This window comes from Jatrophihabitans sp., assembly GCF_036000465.1.
Lineage (GTDB): Bacteria > Actinomycetota > Actinomycetes > Mycobacteriales > Jatrophihabitantaceae > Jatrophihabitans.
In genome coordinates, this window is record NZ_DASYFV010000037.1 from 70095 (window position 1) to 90183 (window position 20089).

Genomic DNA, 20089 nt, shown 5'->3' on the forward strand with positions numbered 1-20089 from the left:
CCCAGGCCGGCGGGTGGCGCCGTCACCCGCGCATGGGTAGGCAGGTAGGCATGACATCCAAGACGTGGTTCATCACCGGCGCGTCCCGCGGCTTCGGTCGCGAGTGGACGATCGCCGCCCTCGAACGCGGCGACTCGGTCGCCGCCACCGCCCGCGACGCCGCCACCCTCGACGACCTGGCCGCGGAGTACGGCGACCGCCTGCTCCCGCTGACCCTCGACGTCGACGACCGCGCCGCCGACTTCGCCGCGGTGCGGCAGGCGCACGAGCACTTCGGCCGTCTCGACGTCGTCGTCAACAACGCGGGCTACGGCCACTTCGGCATGATCGAGGAGGTCACCGAGGCCGAGGCCCGGGCCCAGCTCGAGACCAACGTCTTCGGGGCCCTGTGGATCACGCAGGCCGCGCTGCCGTACCTGCGCGAGCAGGGCAGCGGGCACATCATCCAGGTGTCCTCGATCGGCGGCATCTCCGCGTTCCCGCTCGTCGGCATCTACAACGCGTCGAAGTGGGCCCTCGAGGGGTTCAGCCAGTCGCTGGCGCAGGAGGTAGCCGACTTCGGCATCCATGTCACGCTCGTCGAGCCCGGCGGCTTCGACACCGACTGGGCCGGCTCGTCGGCCAGGCACTCCGATCCGCTGCCGGCCTACGAGGCCTTCCGGGAGAAGGCCCTCGAGCAGCGCAAGCAGCGGGTGGCCACGCCGGGCGACCCGCACGCCAGCGGCGCCGCGATCCTGCGCGTGGTCGACGCCGAGCAGCCGCCGCTGCGGGTCTTCTTCGGCACCGCCCCGCTCGCCATCGCCGAGCGGGACTACGCCTCCCGGCTCGAGACCTGGCGCGAGTGGAAGGATGTCGCCGAACTCGCACAGGGCTGAGTTCGCGCGGGGCCGACCCCGCCGAGGAGATCCGATGGGCCTGTTCGAGACCGAGATCGCCGACGGCGTGCTGACGATCCGCTGGAACCGCCCGGATGCGCTCAACTCGCTGCGGCTGGAGATGTACCAGGGCGCGGCCGAGCACGTCCGGGCGGCGGCCGACGACCCGGCCGTCCGCGTCGTGGTGCTCACCGGTGAGGGGCGGGCCTTCAGTGCCGGCGCCGACATCGCGCAGGACCGGCCCGTGGGACCCGGTCGGCTCGCGCCGCTCGAGGCCGGCAACGCGCTGGTCGAGACGATCATCGGCCTGCCCAAGCCGGTCGTCGCCGCCGTCAACGGCCTCGCCGCCGGCATCGGCGCCACGATCGCGCTGTCGTGCGACCTCGTCATCGCGAAGCGCAGTTCCTACTTCCTGCTCGCCTTCGCCAACATCGGTCTCATGCCCGACGGCGGCGCCACGCTGCTCGTCCCGGCGGCGGTCGGGCGCCCCCGCGCGGCCCGCATGGCCCTGCTCGGCGAGCGCATTCCGGCGGCCACCGCCCTCGAGTGGGGTCTCGTCTCGCACGTCGTCGACGACGCCGCCTTCGAGGCCGAGGTCGCGGCCGTCGTCACCAAGCTGGCGCACGGCCCGACGCAGTCCTACGCCCGAACCAAGGCCGCCCTCGCCGCGTCGACGCTCGCGCTGCTGCAGCAGGCGCACGCCATCGAGTGCGCCGGGCAGGACGAACTGTTCGACACCGCCGACTTCGCCGAGGGCGTCGCCGCCTTCCGCGAGAAGCGGGTCGCCCGGTTCGCCGGTCGCTGAGATGCGCCCCATCCGTTCACCCGGGGCATAGGGAGTACAGAGGATCGCCCGGCACGATCGGTGCGTGCCGACCAAGCCGCAGACTCCCCGCGGCCCGCAATCGGTGTGGCAGCAGCGCCGGCACCAGCCCGGCTGGCTGATCCTGCCGCTCCGCGCGTTCCTGGGCATCACGTTCGTCTACGCCGGCCTGCAGAAGCTCGCGAACCCCGACTACCTCGACCCGGCGGCACCGACGTCGGTCGTCCGGCAGATGGCGGGGCTGCGCCACACCACCCCGCTCGGCCCGCTGCTCGGCCTGTCGCTGCACGCGCCGACCCTGGTCGGCCTGCTCATCGCGTTCGGCGAGCTGGCCGTCGGGCTGGGCACCCTGCTGGGGCTGCTCACCCGCATCGCCGCGACCGGCGGGGCGCTGCTCGCTCTGACCTTCTTCCTCACCGTCAGCTGGGCGACCACGCCGTACTACTACGGCGCCGACATCGTGTTCGTCTTCGCCTGGACGGTCCTGATCGCGTTCGGCAGCGGCGGCGTCCTCAGCCTCGACGGTTGGCTCGCCGATCGGGCCCGTCGCGACGTCGGGCTCGGACGCCGGCCGGCCGAGGTGACGATCGCCGCGCCGCGGCTCAAGGAGCTCTGCGCCCGCGGCGCCAAGTGCGGGCTCGACGAGGCCGGGCGGTGCCGGCGGCCCTCCGGCTGCCCCATCTTCTCGGCCGACGACAAGGTCGCCGCCCGCACCGGCGAGGCCCTGGCCCGCCGGACGGTCGTCGTCACCGCCGTCGCCGCCGCGGTCACCGGAGCGGCCGCGCTGATCACCGCCGGCCTCGCCGCCTCCATCGGACGGGCGGTCGGCGGCACGCCCCAGCGCCGCCGGGTGGCCGCCGGAACCGGCCCGCCCGCCCCGGCGTCGAGCGCGACCGCACCGAGCTCGAGCGCTCCGGCCACGACGGCGGCCCCGCCCAGCGGCACCGTCATCGCCGCCGAGTCCTCGATCGCCGTCGGCGACGCCAAGTCGTTCACCAACCCCGCCGACGGCAACCCGGCGTTCCTGGTGCACACGTCGGCGACCAAGTTCGTGGCGTTCTCCGCCGTCTGCACGCACGCGGGGTGCCCCGTCCAGTTCGACAAGGCGAACACCGCCTTCGTGTGCCCGTGCCACGGGGGCGCCTACGACGCCCGGACGGGCCAGGTGCTGCAGGGGCCGCCCCCGGCCCCGCTGGCCCCGATCGCGGTGCAGGTCGTCGGCGGTCAGGTCCGAACCGGCTGACGGCGGGCCGTCGGCTCAGCCGAGCATCGGTGCGGCGTCGAGCACGTCCTGCGCCGACTCGATATGTCCGAGCGCGACGAAGACCGACGTGACGCCGCGCTCGGCGAGGGCCCGGTAGCGGGCCCGCTGCTCGACGTAGGTGCCGGCGTGGTGCGACGCCGCGAAGGTCGCGGCCGCAGTGCGGCCGCGCAGCCGCTCCACCCGCTGCCACACCTCTTCCCGGTCCCGGCCCACTACGGGCAGATCGAGCACCGACACCGCCAGCTCCGGGCGCAGGCCGTGCGCAAGGTCGATCAGGCGGCCCACGGTCTCGTCGGCGCCGCGGAGGTTGACGCCGTCGGCGAGGCGGGCCGCGATCCGCAGCGACCGCACGCCGTTGCCGCCGACGATGATCGGGATGTCGGAGACCGGCCGCGGGTAGCAGGTCGTCTCCGGCAGCGACGCATGCGCCCCGACGAACGCCTTCGTGCCCGGCGACCACAGGGCCCGGATCATCTCGAGGGACGACTCGAGCCGGTCGAGCCGGTCGGCCGGCGGCGGGAAGGGCAGGCCGAATGCCGCGTGCTCGCGTTCCCACCAGCCCGCGCCGAGGCCGAGGAAGGCCCGCCCGCCGCTGATCGCGTCGAGGGTGGCCACGGTCTTGGCGATGATGCCCGGCGCCCGGAACGTCACCGGCGAGACGAGGGGGCCGAGCCGCAGCCGGGTGTCCAGGCCGGCAAGGAGGCCGAGGGTGACGAACGGTTCGGGGATCGGCGACCAGGCGCGGTCGACCTGCGGGATCTGGATGAGGTGATCCATCAGCGCGAGCCCGGCGAAGCCGGCCTCGTCGGCGGCCCGGGCGATGCTGGTGAGCCACTCCCCCGGATCGGCCCCCCACGGGAAGCGGGACACCTGCAAGAACACCTCCGGACCGTCTCTGAGAGCACTGCTCTCCTCTGCGAGAGCAGTGCTCTCGACGCGGGCCGGCTCGACCGGTTCGACCTCGACGCGGACCACGACGTCCCAACCCTCGATCTCCACCTGGGCCCGCGCGTCGGCGGCACGGGACAGCTGCGTCGCGAGCGCCGGCGCCGGGACCGGCCGGTCGCGCTCCGCGTTGCGCTGCCGCACGGCGGCGGCCGGCACGTCGAACACCACGGCCGCCGCAGGCAGCCCGGCCGCGCGGGCGGCGGCGAGATAGCCGCGGCGCCGGTCCGGGTCGAGCCCGAGCGTGTCGATCACGCAGGTGAGACGACGGCGCAGGCGGGCCGCGACGATGTCGTCGAGCAGGCGGAACGCGTCGACCGAGGCGTCGAGGTCATGCCGGCCGCTGCCGACGACCCCGCGCAACTCGTCGGACGAGACGATCTCCTGGGTCCGGTACCGCGCCGCCGCCCAGGTCGACTTGCCGGCACCGGACGCACCGACCAGCACAACGACGGCCGGGTCCGGAAGCGGTTCGCTCGCCGTCATCCGAGTGCGCCGTCGAGCCGCTCGAGGATCGTGTCGAGAACCGCCGACGACGTCGCGAAGTTCAGGCGGGCCCGGGTCTCGTTCCCCGGCCCGAAGTCCGGGCCCGGGCTCAACTCGACCCCGGCGGCCCGGAACCTCGCGGCCGGGTCGCCCGCGATCTCCGGAATGTCGAGCCAGGCGAGGTAGCCGGCCTCGGGCGGCAGCCACGAGACGCCGTCGTGCCCGGCCGCCCACGCGGCGACGCGATCCCGGTTGGTGCGCAGCTGGGCGCGCAGCGCGTCGAGCCATGACCCGCCGTCCCGCCATGCGGCGAGCGTCGCCTCGACGCCGAGCACGTTGACCCCGCCGAACAGGTCCGGCGGCTGCGCGTCCCAGCGGCGACGCAGCTCGGCCGGACCGACGTGTGCGAGTGCGGTCCGCAGGCCGGCGATGTTGAACGCCTTGGTCGCCGAGCTGACGGTGACGGTGCGGGCCGCGACCTCCGCCCCGAGCGAGGCGAACGGGACGTGCCGGCGCGGATCGTGGGTCAGGTCGGCGTGGATCTCGTCGCTGATCACGACGAGGTCGTGCCGCTCGGCGAGCTCGGCGAGGCGGCCCAACTCGTCGGCCGTGAACGAGCGGCCGGTCGGGTTCTGCGGGTTGACCAGCAGCAGCACCCGCGCCCGGGCCGCGGCCCGATCGAGCGCCGCGTGATCCCACGTCCAGGTGCCGTCGTCCACGACCAGGGGCGCGGGGATCGTCGTGCGGCCCATCGAGGCGATGGTGGCGAGGAAGGGCGGGTAGTTCGGGGTGTGCACGACGACGCCGTCACCGGGTTCGGTGCCGAGGTGCAGGACGAGCTGCACCGCCTGGATGAGATCGGTCAGCGAGCGGACGTGCGCCGGGTCGGGCGACCAGCCGTAGCGCTGCGCCATGCGCGCAGTGAACGGCTCGGCGAGTGGATCGACCGGCCAGTCCGGGTAGCCGAGATCGCCCCGGTCGAGCGCCGCCTCGATCGCGGCCCGGATCGGGCGCGCCAGCGGGAAATCCATGTCGGCCACCCAGGCCGGCAGCACGGCCGCACTCGGTCGGGCCCACTTCACACCTCGCTTCGCCCGCAGCCACTCGAGCGACGGGTCGAACGCGCCGCTCATCGGGCGGAGTCCCGCACCGCGTCGTGCAGGATCTCCATCTGGCCGTGATGTTGCGCGAGCTCCTCGTAGACGTGCAGCAACGCAGCGCCCTGGGTCAGCGGGCGATCCGGCCCGACGGCCCACCCGTCGGGCTCGTGGCGCAGCGGCGCCGCCGGTGAGCTGCCGACGACGTCGATGCGGAGTTGCGCGAACACCGCAGCACTGCGGGCGAGGAGGTCGTCGACCGGGCCGGTGGCGTCGAACTCGGTGGCGCGATCGCGCTCGATCGTGCGACCCGCGACCAGGTGCCCGGCCCAGTACTCGACCACGCCGAGACAGTGCGTCAGCAACCCGTAGGGCGAGTTGGCGCCGGGCAGGGACGCTCGCTCGCCGGCCCGCGCATCACCCAGCTCCCGCACGATGGCGTCCATCCCGCCCAGGGCCCGCCCGACGAAGTACAGGTAGTCGTCGGCCGACACCGACACGTTCATTGCCATCATGGGCCGCCTCCGTCGCCTTAGGGTGGAGCCTATGGACCTCGAGATCCAGGGCGAGATCTGGTTCTGGAAGGGGCCGTCCCCCTGGCACTTCGTGAGCGTGCCGGACGACGCCGCGGCCGCTCTGGAGTCCGCGTCCGCCCTGGTCACGTACGGCTGGGGCATGATCCCCGTGACCGCCCGCCTCGGCGCCTCCTCCTGGACGACGTCGCTCTGGCCGAAGGACGGTGGCTACATCGTCCCGATCCGGGCCGCGGTGCGGAAGGCGGAACAAGTCGACGTCGGCGATCTCGTGACTGTGCGGCTCAACGTCGACGTATGACAAGCCGGCGTGCCAACCTGCGCGCCCCCGCCGCCGCCGACCCGGACGGCCTACGCATGCCGTCTGACCGATACCGGTTCTTCGCCCGTCCCAGGGCTCCGGCCCGCATCCGGCCCACCCGTTGAGTGGCGAGTAAACGGTTGAGTGGCGCTCAGGTACGCGCCATTCAACCTGCAACTCGCCACTCAACGGAGGGCGAGGGCGAGGGGGCGGGGGGGACGGGGGGACGGTCAGCCCTGACGCAGCGCGGCGATGATGCGGGGACGCAGCTCGCGGGCCTCGATCACGGCATCGACGGAGCCGACCTCGACGGCGCGGTGGATGCTGTGCACGCCGTCGAACTCGGCCGCGACCTCACCCAGCTTCTCGGCCCGCACGGCCGCCCGCACCGTGGCGAGCTCGGCCGCGAGCGGGGCGCGATCGGCCTCGGCCGCCGCGCGCACGCGACCCTCGAGCTCGCGGACCCGCGGATCGGCCGAGGTTCGCGAGTTGACGTCACCGGCGAACACGACGGCCGCCGCCGGAGCACCACCGATCACCGACGCGTACGAGCCATCGACGGCGAGCACGGTCATCCGCGGGTTCAGTGCCTTCGAGAACACGACGAACGCGCCACCGTGGTAGCGCGAGATGACGCAGAACACGATCGGGCCGTCGAAGTTGACGATCGCCCGCCCGATCTCGGCGCCGTACTCGAGCTGCAGGTTGCGCATCGAGTCCGGTGACCCGTCGAAGCCGGACAGGTTCGCCAGTACGACGACCGGACGGTTGCCGCTCGCGGTGTTGAGCGCCCGCGCCGCCTTCTTCGACGAGCGGGGGAACAGCGTGCCGGCCGTGTAGGTGTCCGGGCCGTCGGTGGGCGGGAAGCCGCGCCGCGGCACGCTGCGCGACTCGATGCCGAGCAGGCACACCGGCCGGCCGCCCAGGTGCGCGTCGAACACGACCGCCGTCTCGGCGTCGGCCATGCCCGACCACCGCTCCAGCGTCTCGTGGTCCTGATCGGCGAGCGCGCCCATGACCGTCCGGATGTCGAACGCCTTCTTGCGGTCGGGGTTGCTCGTCGCCGAGAAGATGTCGCCGATCGTGGCGAAGTCGCTGTCCGGGTGGTCGTGCGGCATCGTGGTGATGTCGCGCTCGACCGGATCTTCGGTCGGCATGACGCGCGGCGAGGACTCCCCCGGCGCGATGTAGGCGTGCTCGTAGTGCTCCATCAGGATGTCGCGCGCGCCCTTGAGGTCGGGCGCCCAGTACTGCGCCTGACCGTTCGGGCCCATCACCCGGTCGTAGCCACCGATGCCGAAGTTGTCCTCGGCCGAGACGCCGCCGGAGAAGTCGAGCGACTGCTTGCCGGTGAGCACCATCGCGCTGTCGGGCGTCATCACCAGCACGCCCTTGGTGTGCATCAGCATCGTCGCCTCGGCGTTCCAGTACGGCTGCGCCCCGACGTTGATCCCGGCCACCACGACGTTGATCTCGCCGCCGGCCTGGGTGACCTCGACGATGCGCTTGAGCGCGCGGGCGACCCAGTCCATGTTCTCGGTGCCGGAGTCCATCGAGATGCGCGCTCCGGCCGACAGCGCGTACCACTCGACGGGTACCCGCATCCGCTCGGCGAGGTCGAGGGCGGCGATGACCCGCGAGCACTCGGCCTCGGACACCGCCCCGAGCGCCTTGGTCGGGTCACCGCTGAGCAGGACGCGGGTGATGCCCTGCGGGTGCAGCGTGGTCGGGCTGGTGACGACGCCGACGACGATGCCGGCCTTGTTCAGCCCGGGCGGGCGGACGACCGGCACCAGGTTGCCGGCGTCGTCGAGGTCGTGCTCGACGAACTGGCCGTTGGGCCCGGCCACCATGTCGTGCAGCTCGTAGGGGTAGACGGTGCCGCGGCGCCGCGCGCGCAGCACCTTCTGGGCGTAGTCGTCGAGCGGCTTGAGCCGTTCGGTCGGCGGCGCGTCGACGGCGAACTGCACCCCGGCGCCCGACTGGTAGAAGAACCGCGCGGCCACCGGCACGATCGTGCCGTCGTCGGCGGCGACCCGCCCCTGCGCGAGCACCTCGTCGATGCCGGCGCCCGCCGTCAGCGGCGCGATGCCGCGCTGCAGCGCGGTCAGCTGGTCGAGCGCGGCCTCGATCGGCGGCCAGACGTGTACCCAGACGTGGTTCATGTCGAGGACGACGGTGCGGCTGCCGAGCCGGGCCCGTCCGCGCCGGATGCCCTCGACGCAGTTGGCGATCGCGCGCTCGACCTGGGGCAGCGAGACGACCCGGTCGTCCTCGTCGCGTACCACCGCGAGCTCGCGCACCTGGGCCAGCGCGACGAGCCGTTGGTCGGCCGGGTTGCCCTTCGCGACGGCGTGGTAGATGAGCACGTCCTCGGGCGCCTCGAGCCGGCTGATGTCGAAGTCGCGCAGCCGCCACAGATCGAGGCGGCGCGCGACCATCGGGTGCAGGTCGCGCACGAGCGCGTCCTCGACCAGGCCGGATCGCGACGGCCGGAAGGTGAAGTAGGCGACCGGGCGACCGCCGCCCGCGCACACGCCGACCGCGACGCGCCGCACCCGGCGGGTCAGCTCGATCGGCTCCAGCACCGCCTTCAGGGCGGCCGAGCACTCGTCCGGATCCGCGGGCGGGTCGGGCCAGGAGATGTAGAGGTCCACGACCGCCTGCTGGTCGGCCCGCCGGCCCTTCACCTGCTCGCCGATCGCGCGGACGAGCGAGCTGTCGGGAACGAGTTCGTCGAAGGTGCCGAGGGTCGAGACGAGGCGCCGCGGGCTGCCGTCGAGGACGTAGTCGGCCACGGCCATCGGGCGGTCCTCGACCTGGATCGAGCGGAGCTCGTGCAGCTCGTACTCGCGGTAGTGGCGCCGGATGAGCACCTCGAGCAGCGGTTCGTGGCTGGGCACGCCCTCTTCCAGCCGGTCGGCGAGGAAACTGACGATGCGCTCGGGAATGGCCGCGAGCGCGTCCATGCGGTCGGCCCGGTCGGGCGCGTCGGGGTCGGCCGCCAGGGCCTCGACCTCGCTGCGCACGCCGGCCAGCACGGCCGTGCGTTCCTCGGCGACGACGGGCTGGTCGAACCAGCGGAAGCGCACGCTGCGGGCGAGCTCGCCCAGCGCCGGGAAGCGGGCCTGGGTGGCGAGCACGAGCCGTTCGAGGACGTCCCGGGCGGTGGCGTCGGCGAGGGTGTCGGGCGCGGGCTCGGTGTGCCAGCGCTGCAGGATCGCGGTGACGATCGCGGTGTCGGGCGTGGAGCGCTGCTGGGCCAGGAAGATGCGGAACACCGCACGCTCGAGCTCGGGCGTGTGGTCGAGCGAGGTGACCCCGAAGTGGACGAGAACGCTGCCGAGCTTGTCGCGGAACGTGTCGGGCAGTCCGCTGCGCTCGACGTCGAGCGTGCGCAGGTAGCTGTAGAAGTACTCGCGCGGGCTGTGCACGCGAAGCTCGTTGCGCATCTCCTCGTCGGCCAGCCGGTTGCGGCTCAGCTCGGCGAAATCGGCGAAGACCCGGAACAGCTCGATCTCGCCCAGCACGACGTCGTCGCCGCGCTCGGCAGCGGCGTCGCGGGCGGCCAGGTAGTCGGCGAGCATCCGTCCGTCGTCGGAGGGGTCGATGTCGTAGCCGAGCAGCACCGAGCGCAGGTCGACGAGACCTCGCGTCACCGGATCGAGGCCGTCGACCCCGGGCGCGGGCAGGTCGAGGTCGACCGTCTCGCCGGCCACCACCGCGGCGTCGTCGCCACCGACGGCCTCGAGCCGGATCAGTGGCGTGCCGGTCTCGACCTGGCTGCCGGCCGAGACGTGCAGTTCACGCACGGTGGCAGCGAAGGGTGCGTTGAGCCGCGTCTCCATCTTCATCGACTCGAGGACGATGACGGGCGCTCCGGCCTCGACGACCGTGCCGATGGGCGCCGGGGCGGCGACGACCAGCGCGGGCGCGGGCGAGCGCAGCACGCCGCCCTCGTCGCGACTGATCCGGTGGGCCACGCCGTCGACCTCGATGAAGTGCACCGGCCCGTGCATCGCGGCGAGTACCCGGTAGACCCGACCCGACGCGGTGAGCCGCAGCCGGTACTCCCCGATCGGTTCGACGTCGACGCCGACGACGGTCACCTCGCCGTCGACGGTGACACCGACGCGGAAGCGCTCGGGGCCGATGCGCGAGACGGTGACGCGATAGCCGGCGCCACGCAGCTTGAGGTCGACCGGGCGCGCCTCGCGGTGCTGCACCTGCGGCCGGCCGCCGCGGCCACCCTGCAGCAGGCGGCGGAGCTCGACCCGTTCGTCGTCCTCGTAGGCCTCGATGCCGGCGGCGACGAGCGCGATGCCGGAGTGGCGGTCGGAGACGAGTCGCCCCTCGGCCCGCACGCGGTCGATCCAGCCGGTGTCGGCGCTGGCGTCGATGACCTCGGGCTGGGCCAGCAGATCGAGGATGAAGCTCTTGTTGGTGGCGCCGCCCTCGATGATCACGGAGGTCTCGCCGACGGCGCGGCGCAGCCGGGCGAGCGCCTCGGAGCGGGTGCGGCCGTAGGCGATGATCTTGGCGATCATCGAGTCGAAGTCGGCCGGGATGACGTCGCCCTCGCTGACGCCGGTGTCGACGCGGATGCCCGGGCCGGAGGGCAGTTCGAGGAGTTCGATGCGTCCGGGTGACGGCGCGAAGTCGCGGTCGGCATCCTCGGCGTTGAGGCGGGCCTCGACGGCGTGACCGGACTCGACCGGCTTGGTGCCCTCGAGCGCGCCGCCCGAGGCGACGTGGATCTGGGCCCGGACGAGGTCGGTGCCGGTCGTGATCTCGGTGATCGGGTGCTCGACCTGCAGGCGGGTGTTCACCTCGAGGAAGGCGAACGACTTGTCCTTCGGGTGGTACAGGAACTCGACCGTGCCGGCCCCGCAGTAGCCCACGGCCACGGCCAGCCGCTCGGCCGAGGCCTTGAGGTCCTCGACCTGCTGGACGGACAGCAGCGGCGAGGACGACTCCTCGATCACCTTCTGGTTGCGCCGCTGCACCGAGCAGTCGCGCACGCCGAGCGCCCACGCCGTGCCGTAGGAGTCGGCGATGACCTGCACCTCGACGTGCCGCGCCCCGGTGACCAGCCGTTCGAGGAACACGACGTCACTGCCGAACGCGCGGCCGGCCTCGTCGCGGGTGCGCTGGTAGGCGTCGACCAGATCGGCCTCGGTGGTGATGACCCGGATGCCGCGCCCGCCGCCCCCTGCCGTTGCCTTGAGCATGAGCGGGTAGCCGACCTCGGCGGCCGAGGCCCGCGCGGCGTCGAGGGAATCGACCGGGCCGCGGCTCCACGGCGCGACCGGGACGCCGACCTCCTCGGCGATGAGCTTGGAGCCGATCTTGTCGCCGAGCTTGCGCATCGCATGCGCGCTCGGGCCGATGAAGGTGACGCCGATGCGGGCGCACATCTCGGCGAAGTTCGGGTCCTCGGCGACGAAGCCCCAGCCGACCCAGACGGCGTCGGCCCGGGTGTCGAGCAGGGCCTGCTCCAGGAGGTCGTGGTTCAGGTACGGGCGCGCCGACGCCGGCCCGAGGGAGTAGGCGACGTCGGCCTGGCGCACGAACATGGCGTTGCGCTCGATGTCGGTGTGCAGGGCGATCGTCTCGATCTCGCCGGCGCCCGAGGCGTTGATGTCGCGCACGGCATGGATGAGCCGCATGGCCGCCTCGCCGCGGTTCACCACCGCAATACGACGGAACGGGACGTTCTCGGCAATCTCGTCAGACACCATGCCCTCCAGCCTTCCGCGTCGAAGGGGTTACTAGCGAGTCACCCGGGGTCGTACTCATGGGAGCTCGACAGTCTGGGCCCGCATGAGCTCGCGGAGCGCGAGATCGAGCACCTCGGGCAGGGTGTCCGGCGGCCCGGCGAGCAGGTCGGCGACGAGCAGGAGCCCGTGGGCGAGGACGGTCGGCCTGGTCAGCGGGGACGGCGCGTCGGGGTCGTCGACGCCGAGAGTCCCGGCGAGGGCCCGGACGAGCGCGTCGGCGTCGAACGCGGGGTACCAGGGGGCCGCCGCCCGGGTGGCGGACTCGAGGATCTGCGCGGCGTCGTCGGAGTCCAGGCCGTCGGGGTGGGCCCGCTCGATCAGGTCGCGCGTGACATCGCCCAACAGCGCGGCGAGCTGCCCGCGGTCGAGGCGTTCCAGCTCGGCCCGGGCGTCGGCGAACGCCTCGGCATCACCTACCCGGGCGGCCGAGACGGCCCGGTCGACCGCGACCGCCATCGTCCGCACCGGACCCGGCCACGACCGGTAGCCCGTCGTCATCGACTCGGCCTCCTCATCACCCCACTCACCTTAACGCCGGTGCCGGTCACCCTCGGCCCTCCCGACTCGCGGGGCGATCGAAAGGGTGGGTATACAGGGTCCACCGCGCACCGGTCCGACGGCGCACCACGTGCAAACGAGAGGAACCCGAAGACGATGGCTGATCTGGAGAAGGCGTTCGACGAGGCTGGGCTGACGAACACCGCCGTGCGCGAGTACGTCACCTACTGGGCCGAACTGACCGGGGCCGAGCGCGTCGAGATCGTGAGCGCCGCCGACGACGCCCGCCTGATCCAGGAGGCCCTCGAGGCCGGTGAGCTCGAGCCCGCGGGCGAGGGCCGCTACTACTCCCGCAGCTACGAGAAGGACACCGCGCGCTCCGAGGAGCGCACCATCGTCGCCACCAGCAACCCGGAGGACAAGGGCGTCTACAACAACTGGCGCCCGTCGTCGGAGATGAAGCCGCTGCTCGAGGAGCGCATGCGAGGCGCGTCGATCGGCAAGACGATGTACGTCGTCCCCTACCTGATGGCCCCGCCCGGATCCCCGCTCGAGCGCTACGCCGCCGGCGTCGAGCTGACCGACACCCGCACCGTCGTGCTCCACATGATTCGCATGGCCCGCGTCGGCGTCGACCACATCAACCACCTGCACGACCAGAGCAGCTTCGTCCGCGCCGTCCACGTCACCGGCGATCTCGAGAACCTGGGTCAGGGCACCCCCGACGACCAGCGCTACTTCGTCACCGTCGCCGACGAGCGGACGATCCTGCACTTCGGCTCGTCCTACGGCGGCAACGCGCTGCTCGGCAAGATCGCGCACGGGCTGCGCCAGGCCGCCTACGACGGCTGGGCCTCGGGCAAGTTCCTCGCCGAGCAGTTCATGCTCATCGGCATCAAGGACAAGCAGACCGGCCGGACGTATCACATCTGCGGCGGCTTCCCGAGCGCCTCGGGCAAGACGAACCTCGCGATGATGCTGGCGCCCGACTCGCTCGGCGACCGCTATCACGTGACCTTCTACGGCGACGACATCGCGTGGCTCTGGATCGACCCCGAGGACGGCAAGCTCTACGGCATGAACCCCGAGTACGGGGTCTTCGGCGTCGCGAAGGACACCAACGAGATCACCAACCCGACGGCCCTGCACTCGGTCGACGAGGGCACCCACGCCATCTTCACCAACATCGCCTACAACGAGAACACCCAGGAGGTCTGGTGGGAGGGACGCACGCCCGAGCCGCCGGCCGACATCACCGGCTGGCGTGACTGGCGGGGCCACCTGATCGCCGAGCGGGCCGCGGGCGACGACGCGCCGTGGGCCCATCCGAACAGCCGGTTCACCACCACGCTCGACAACGTCCCGAACATCGCACCCGACTACAACGAGCCGCACGGCGTGCCGATCGACGGCATCATCTTCGGTGGCCGCACCCGCGACCGCGAGCCGCTCATCCGGGCCATGCACGACCTGGCCGAGGGGGTGTACGACGGCCTGACGCTGGGCGCCGAGGCGACCGCCGCCGCCGAGGGTGTCGAGGGCCTGCTGCGCTACGACCCGATGTCGATGCGGCCGTTCATGTCCTACCCCGAGGGCCCGTACGCCGCGCACTGGTTGAAGATCATCGGCGAGGCCAAGGAGCAGCCGATCTTCGCCCACGTGAACTGGTTCCAGCGCGGCCAGGACGGTCACTTCCTGTGGCCCGGCTACCGCGAGAACCTGCGTCCGCTGCTGTGGCTGATGAAGCTGCACAACGGCGAGGTCACCGGGCGCGACACCCCGGTCGGCATCATCCCGACCGAGGAGGAACTGCACCTCGAGGGCGTCGACATCGCGCCCGAGGACCTCGAGACCATCCTGTCCATCAACGTGCCGCGCTGGCGCCAGGAGATGGAGCACCGGCAGGAGCACCTCGAGCAGTTCCCGAACCTGCCCGAGGAGATCTGGGCGGCGCACCGCCGGGTGGCGGCGGCGCTGGAGGCCGAGGGCTGACCCCACCTGCTCCGGGCTACCCCACCCGCTCGAACAGTGCGGCCAGGCCCTGGCCGCCGCCGATGCACATGGTCTCGAGCCCGTAGCGGGCCTGGCGGCGGTCGAGCTCGCGCAGCAGGGTGGCCAGGATGCGGCCGCCGGTCGCGCCCACGGGGTGGCCGAGCGAGATGCCCGAGCCGTGCACGTTGATGCGGGCGTGGTCGGCCTCGGTCAGGCCCAACCCGCGGGTGCAGGCCAGCACCTGCGAGGCGAACGCCTCGTTCAGCTCGATGAGGTCGATGTCGGCGAGGGTGAGGCCGAGCTTCGCCAGCAGGGTCTGCACGGCCGGCACCGGGCCGACGCCCATCGTGCGCGGCGCCACCCCGGCGACGGTCCACGAGACGAGGCGGGCCAGCGGGCGCAGGCCGAGTAGCTCGGCCCGCTCTCGGGTCGTCACCAACGAGACCGAGGCGCCGTCGTTCTGGCCTGACGCATTGCCGGCCGTGACGGTCGCGTCCGGGTCGTCGCGGCCCATGATCGGACGCAGCTTCGCCAGCGATTCGAGCGTCGCGTCGGGCCGCGGGTGCTCGTCGGTGTCGACGACGGTGTCGCCGTTCCGTCCGGGAACGGTGACCGGGACGATCTCCTCGGCGAAGACGCCGCCCTGCTGGGCGGCGACGGCCCGCCGGTGCGACTGCAGCGCCAGCGCGTCCTGGTCCGCGCGGCTGATCGAGTGCTCGCGCCGCACGTTCTCGGCCGTCTCGATCATGCCGCCCGGTACCGGGAAGTTGTGTCCGCCGGCGGTGCTGCGGCCACGGGCGAGGGAGTCGTGGAAGAGCACGCCGGTGCCCTTCACACCCCAGCGCATGTCGTGGGTGAAGTACGAGGCGCCGCTCATCGACTCCGCTCCCCCGGCCAGGACGATGTCGCTCGCGCCGGCCTGCACCTGCATCGCGGCGTAGAGCACGGCCTGCAGGCCCGAGCCGCAGCGCCGGTCGATCTGCAGCCCGGTGACCGAGATCGGCAGCCCGGCGTTCAGCGCGGCGACCCGCCCGATCGCCGGGGCCTCCATGCTCGGGTAGCACTGGCCCAGGATGACGTCGGAGATCAGCTCGGGATCGACACCGGTGCGCTCGAGCAGCCCGCGGATCGTGGTCGCCGCGAGGTCGTGCGCCGGCACGTCCCGCAGCGCGCCGCCGTAGCGTCCGACCGGCGTGCGGACGGGTTCGCAGATCACGACGTCGGTCATGCGGTCTCCTCGATGATGACGGGAACGGCGAGCTCGGCGGCGAGGTCGGCGGCGCGGGAGCCGAAGGTCTCGGCGACCTCGACGCCGTCGCCGGTGATGACGAACAGCGCGTGCTCGGTGTAGACGCGGCTGACGCAGCGCACTCCGGTGAGCGGGTAGGTGCAGGCGGGCACCAGCTTCGGCGCCCCGCCCTTCGTGAACAGGCTCATCATCACGAAGACGTCCTTGGCGCCGGTCGCGAGATCCATCGCACCGCCGACGGCCGGGATCGCGTCGGGCTCGCCGGTGTGCCAGTTGGCGAGGTCGCCGTCGGCCGCGACCTGGAACGCGCCGAGCACGCAGACGTCGAGATGGCCGCCGCGCATCATGGCGAACGAGTCGGCGTGGTGGAAGTACGACGCGCCGGGCAGTTCGGTGACGGGCACCTTGCCGGCGTTCACGAGATCGGGGTCGATGTCGCCGCCGTGCGCCTCGGGGCCGACGTTCAGCATGCCGTTCTCGGTGTGCAGCACGATGTTCTTCGCCGGGTCGAGGAAGTCGCCGACCCGGGTGGGCTGGCCGATGCCGAGGTTGACGTACGAACCGGCCGGGATGTCACGCGCCACGAGCTGCGCCATCTCGTCGCGGTTCAGCGGGCCGCGGTCGAGGTGTTCGACGGTCATCGGTCGTCCGCGACGACAACGCGGTCGACGAAGATGCCGGGCGTGACGACGGCCTCGGGGTCCAGCTCGCCCGTCTCCACCAGCTCGCTCACCTCGACGATCGTTCGCGTCGCCGCGCTCGCCATGATCGGGCCGAAGTTGCGGGCGGTCTTGCGATAGACGAGGTTGCCCATGCGGTCGGCCCGGTGCGCCTTCACCAGCGCGACGTCGCCGCGGATCGGGAACTCCAGCAGGTACTCGCGTCCGTCGATCGTGCGGGCCTCCTTGCCCTCGGCCAGCGGCGTGCCGACGGCGGTCGGTGAGTAGAAGGCGCCGATGCCCGCGCCGGCCGCGCGGATGCGCTCGGCCAGGTTGCCCTGCGGTACGAGCTCGAGCTCGACCTTCCCGGCGCGGTACAGCTCGTCGAAGACGTAGGAGTCGCTCTGCCGCGGGAACGAGCAGACCACCTTGCGCACCAGGCCGGCGGCGAGCAGGGCGGCGACGCCGCTGGAGCCGTTGCCGGCGTTGTTGTTGACGACGACGAGGTCGCGCGCGCGGGTGCGCACGAGCGCGTCGATGAGGGCGAAGGGCATGCCGGCGCGACCGAAGCCGCTGATCAGGACGGTCGACCCGTCGGCGACGCCGCGCACGGCCTCGTCCGGGTCGGCAGCGATCTCGACGACGCTCATCCGGCGACGTCGAGGAACACGGTCTCGGCCGGACCCTGCAGTCGGATGTCGAAGACGAGCGCGTCGCCGTCGTCGACGGCGATGAGGGTGCGGCGCCGTTCGGGGGTCAGCGCCCTCAGCAGGTCGTCCGCGGCGTCGGCGAGGTAGACGCGGGTGAACAGGCGGTCGAGCAGGCCGCGGGCGAACACCGTCATCGCGATGAACGGCGGCCCGTCCACCGCCCCGGGCCGGATCGTGGTGAACGAGTAGCGGCCGGTGCGGTCGGTGGCCGCCCGGCCCCAGCCGGTGAAGGTGTAGCCGTCGCGCCGCAGCGAGCCCTCGACGCAGGGCACATCGCCGTCGGCATCGGCCTGGCGGATCTCGATCAGTGCGTCGGGCACCGGCTCGCCGTCGCCGTCGAGCACGCGCCCGGTCAGCCGTACCGAGTCCAGGTGGGAGGCCGGCACGAGTTCGCCGTCGCCGGGGAACGGGAGCGCGTAGCCGAAGAACGGTCCGACGGTCTGGCCCGGCGTGGTCACTCCGCCTCCAGCAGCGTCGCGCGGCACCCGGTGAGCACGACGTCCCAGCGGTAGCCGGTGCTCAGCTCGGGCTGGGTCAACCCATGGTCGTAGCTCGCGATCAACCGCTCACGCACCGCGGGATCGACGACCGACCGGAAGATCGGGTCGAGGCCGAACAGCGGGTCGCCCGGGAAGTACATCTGGGTGATCAGCCGCTGGGTGAAGTCGGTGCCGAACAGCGAGAAGTGGATGTGCGCCGGCCGCCACGCGTTCCGATGGTTCTTCCACGGGTAGGGGCCGGGCTTGACCGTGGTGAAACGGTAGACGCCGTCGTCATCGGTGAGGCAGCGGCCGGTGCCGGTGAAGTTCGGGTCGAGCGGCGCCGGGTGCTGGTCGCGCTGGTGGATGTAGCGGCCACTCGCGTTGGCCTGCCAGATCTCGACGAGCTGGTGCGCCACCGGGCGCCCGTCGCCGTCGGTGACCCGTCCGGTCACGACGATCTTCTCCCCCAACGGCGCGCCGGCGTGCTGGATCGTCAGGTCGGACTCGAGCGGGTCGACGTCGCGCGCCCCGAACACGGGCGCGACCAGCTCCGCCGCTTCCGGATCGACCGCGACGAGCGGGTGCGTCGGATGCCGCAGGATGCTGCTGCGGTACGGCGGGTAGTCGAGCCGGGTCCGCATCTCGCCGCCCGCGTACCCCGCCGCGATCGCGTCGATCTCGGCGCTGACCTCGGCCTGGCTCGATCCGGCGGCATCACTCGATCGGTCCATCCTTCGCAGCGTAGGGCGTGGACGGAGTTCCGGGCGAGTGCCCCCGAGGAGCGACGCCGGCAGCGGGGCGGGCGGGTGCCGGTCCGGCAGCTCGGCGAGGTCAGTACGCCGTCATACGACTCGGGACCGGCTCACCCCGCGGTCGGCGTCCGTGCGTCGACGCGTCGCGGTCACATGTGCCGCCAGCTGCGGCCGTCCCGCTCGATGAGCTCGGTCGCCTCGCGCGGACCCCAGGTCGACGCCTGGTACAGCGGGATCGCATCGGGATCGGCCGACCAGTACTCGAGGATGGGGTCGACGATGCGCCACGAGCGGCCGACCTCGTCGGCGCGGATGAACAGCGTCGGGTCGCCCTTGAGCGCGTCGAGGATGACCCGCTCGTAGGCCTCGGGGTAGTGGTCGTCGAAGCCGGCGCCGTAGGAGAAGTCCATCGACGCCTTGCGCACGTCGAAGGCGAGGCCGGGCACCTTCGCGCCGAAGCGCAGGCTCATGCCCTCGTCGGGCTGAACCTGGACGATGAGCGCATCGGGTTCGAGCATCGCCGCGGCCTGCGGGAACAGCGGCAGCTGAGGCGGACGCTGGAAATGGATCGCGACCTCGGTGATCCGCTTCGGCAGCCGCTTGCCGGTGCGCACGTACACCGGCACGCCGGCCCACCGCCAGTTCTCGATCGACAGCCGCAGCGCCACGAACGTCTCGGTCGCGCTCAACGGATCGACGCCCGGCTCGTCGCGGTAGCCGGCCATCAGCGCGTCGCGCGTGCCGCCACGGGTGTACTGGCCGCGCACCGCGTTGGTGACGATCTCGCGCTCGTCGTCCATCGGCCGGACGGCGCGCAGCAGCTTGATCTTCTCGTCTCGGATGGCCTCGGGATGGAACGACGTCGGCGGCTCCATCAGGAACAGCGACAGCACCTGCAGCACGTGGTTCTGCACGATGTCGCGCATCGCACCGGCCGTCTCGTAGAAGCCGCCCCGCTCCCCCACGCCGAGCGTCTCGGCCACGGTGATCTGCACGTGGTCGACCCACGTCCGGTTCCAGATCGGTTCGAAGATCGTGTTGGCGAAGCGCAGCGCGAGCAGGTTCTGCACGGTGTCCTTCGCGAGGTAGTGGTCGATGCGGAAGATCTGGTCCTCGTCGAACGCGGCCGAGATCTCGGTGTACAGGTCGCGGGCACTCTGCCCGTCCCAGCCGAACGGCTTCTCGATGACCAGACGCGCCGTGCCGCGATTGAGCCCGACCCGACCGAGGTGTCCGGCGATCGTGCCGAACAGCGAGGGCGGGGTCGCGAGGTAGAAGACGCTGTTGCCCTCGGTGCCGCGCGCCTCGTCGCACTCCTTGAGCACCTGGGCGAGCCGGTCGTAGGTGGCCGCGTCGTCGTAGTCGCCGCTGACGTAGCGCACCGACGCCGCGAGGTCCTTCCACCTGTCGGACGTGCCGTCGCTGCGGTCGGCGGCCTCGACGCACCGGTCGCGGAAGTCGTCCTCACTCATCACCGTGCGGGCGACGCCGATCAACGCGACCTTCTTCGGCAACCGGTCGAACGAGGCCAGCCGCTCGATCGCCGGCAGCAGCTTGCGCGACGTCAGATCACCGGACGCCCCGAAGATCACCAGGGCACACGGAGGGACGTCCGGATCGTTCTCGCTCACCATGGGCTCGAC

General features: G+C 72.3%; 16 protein-coding genes. 5 read left to right on the top strand and 11 right to left on the bottom strand.

Annotation, left to right across the window (positions count from 1 at the left end):
* The first annotated feature begins 50 nt into the window (after positions 1–50).
* From VGN18_RS12510 to VGN18_RS12520, 3 genes are all read left to right on the top strand, one after another.
* A complete protein-coding gene (locus tag VGN18_RS12510; protein ID WP_327540025.1) occupies positions 51–875 on the top strand; it encodes an SDR family oxidoreductase in 825 nt (274 codons plus the stop codon).
* Positions 876–909: 34 nt separating this feature from the next.
* Positions 910–1680: an enoyl-CoA hydratase gene (locus tag VGN18_RS12515; RefSeq protein WP_327540026.1), complete on the top strand. Its 771-nt coding sequence runs from the start codon at positions 910–912 to the stop codon at positions 1678–1680.
* A 64-nt stretch (positions 1681–1744) separates the two neighbouring features.
* The gene (locus tag VGN18_RS12520; RefSeq protein ID WP_327540027.1) at positions 1745–2941 is read left to right on the top strand and encodes a TQO small subunit DoxD; all 1197 of its coding nucleotides are present in this window, start codon (positions 1745–1747) and stop codon (positions 2939–2941) included.
* Positions 2942–2956: 15 nt separating this feature from the next.
* Here the strand turns inward: VGN18_RS12520 and VGN18_RS12525 are convergent, their stop codons facing one another.
* Genes VGN18_RS12525 through VGN18_RS12535 form a run of 3 tightly spaced genes read right to left on the bottom strand, consistent with a single transcriptional unit; the run spans position 2957 to position 6005 of the window.
* Positions 2957–4393 carry an LLM class flavin-dependent oxidoreductase gene (locus VGN18_RS12525; protein WP_327540028.1) on the bottom strand — a complete coding sequence of 479 codons (1437 nt, stop codon included), beginning with the start codon at positions 4391–4393 and terminating at the stop codon, positions 2957–2959.
* Positions 4390–5526 (bottom strand): MalY/PatB family protein, encoded by a 1137-nt coding sequence (locus VGN18_RS12530; protein ID WP_327540029.1) that lies wholly within the window; start codon positions 5524–5526, stop codon positions 4390–4392. Before VGN18_RS12530 ends, VGN18_RS12525 begins: the two co-directional genes overlap by 4 nt.
* Positions 5523–6005, bottom strand: a complete 483-nt coding sequence (locus tag VGN18_RS12535) for a DUF664 domain-containing protein (protein WP_327540030.1) — start codon at positions 6003–6005, stop codon at positions 5523–5525. The genes VGN18_RS12530 and VGN18_RS12535 overlap by 4 nt, the downstream gene beginning before the upstream one ends.
* Before the next feature lie 31 nt (positions 6006–6036).
* On the opposite strand from VGN18_RS12535, the gene VGN18_RS12540 reads away from it, so the two are divergent.
* A complete protein-coding gene (locus tag VGN18_RS12540; protein WP_327540031.1) occupies positions 6037–6324 on the top strand; it encodes a DUF1905 domain-containing protein in 288 nt (95 codons plus the stop codon).
* A 230-nt stretch (positions 6325–6554) separates the two neighbouring features.
* Here VGN18_RS12540 and VGN18_RS12545 read toward each other — a convergent pair whose 3' ends face one another.
* Together VGN18_RS12545 and VGN18_RS12550 are read right to left on the bottom strand one after the other, a co-directional pair.
* Positions 6555–12065: a carboxyl transferase domain-containing protein gene (locus tag VGN18_RS12545; RefSeq protein WP_327540032.1), complete on the bottom strand. Its 5511-nt coding sequence runs from the start codon at positions 12063–12065 to the stop codon at positions 6555–6557.
* A 54-nt stretch (positions 12066–12119) separates the two neighbouring features.
* On the bottom strand, positions 12120–12602 hold the full coding sequence (locus VGN18_RS12550) for a hypothetical protein (protein WP_327540033.1): 483 nt from the start codon (positions 12600–12602) through the stop codon (positions 12120–12122).
* A gap of 156 nt (positions 12603–12758) precedes the next feature.
* Between VGN18_RS12550 and VGN18_RS12555 the strand changes: the two genes are divergently transcribed.
* Entirely contained in the window at positions 12759–14594 is a 1836-nt protein-coding gene (locus VGN18_RS12555) for a phosphoenolpyruvate carboxykinase (GTP) (RefSeq protein WP_327540034.1), read from the top strand.
* Between the two features lie 16 nt (positions 14595–14610).
* Here VGN18_RS12555 and VGN18_RS12560 read toward each other — a convergent pair whose 3' ends face one another.
* The 6 genes from VGN18_RS12560 to zwf all read right to left on the bottom strand — a co-directional run bounded on the left by VGN18_RS12560 (position 14611) and on the right by zwf (position 20080).
* Positions 14611–15822 carry an acetyl-CoA C-acetyltransferase gene (locus tag VGN18_RS12560; RefSeq protein ID WP_327540035.1) on the bottom strand — a complete coding sequence of 404 codons (1212 nt, stop codon included), beginning with the start codon at positions 15820–15822 and terminating at the stop codon, positions 14611–14613.
* On the bottom strand, positions 15819–16484 hold the full coding sequence (locus VGN18_RS12565; RefSeq protein ID WP_327540036.1) for a 3-oxoacid CoA-transferase subunit B: 666 nt from the start codon (positions 16482–16484) through the stop codon (positions 15819–15821). The genes VGN18_RS12560 and VGN18_RS12565 overlap by 4 nt, the downstream gene beginning before the upstream one ends.
* Complete coding sequence (locus tag VGN18_RS12570) at positions 16481–17152, bottom strand: 3-oxoacid CoA-transferase subunit A (RefSeq protein ID WP_327540037.1); 672 nt, start codon at positions 17150–17152, stop codon at positions 16481–16483. The genes VGN18_RS12565 and VGN18_RS12570 overlap by 4 nt, the downstream gene beginning before the upstream one ends.
* A complete protein-coding gene (pcaG, locus tag VGN18_RS12575; protein ID WP_327540038.1) occupies positions 17149–17670 on the bottom strand; it encodes a protocatechuate 3,4-dioxygenase subunit alpha in 522 nt (173 codons plus the stop codon). The genes VGN18_RS12570 and pcaG overlap by 4 nt, the downstream gene beginning before the upstream one ends.
* Positions 17667–18425 carry a protocatechuate 3,4-dioxygenase subunit beta gene (gene pcaH, locus VGN18_RS12580; RefSeq protein WP_327540039.1) on the bottom strand — a complete coding sequence of 253 codons (759 nt, stop codon included), beginning with the start codon at positions 18423–18425 and terminating at the stop codon, positions 17667–17669. The genes pcaG and pcaH overlap by 4 nt, the downstream gene beginning before the upstream one ends.
* Positions 18426–18595: 170 nt before the next feature.
* Complete coding sequence (gene zwf / locus VGN18_RS12585; RefSeq protein ID WP_327540040.1) at positions 18596–20080, bottom strand: glucose-6-phosphate dehydrogenase; 1485 nt, start codon at positions 20078–20080, stop codon at positions 18596–18598.
* Positions 20081–20089 lie beyond the last annotated feature (9 nt).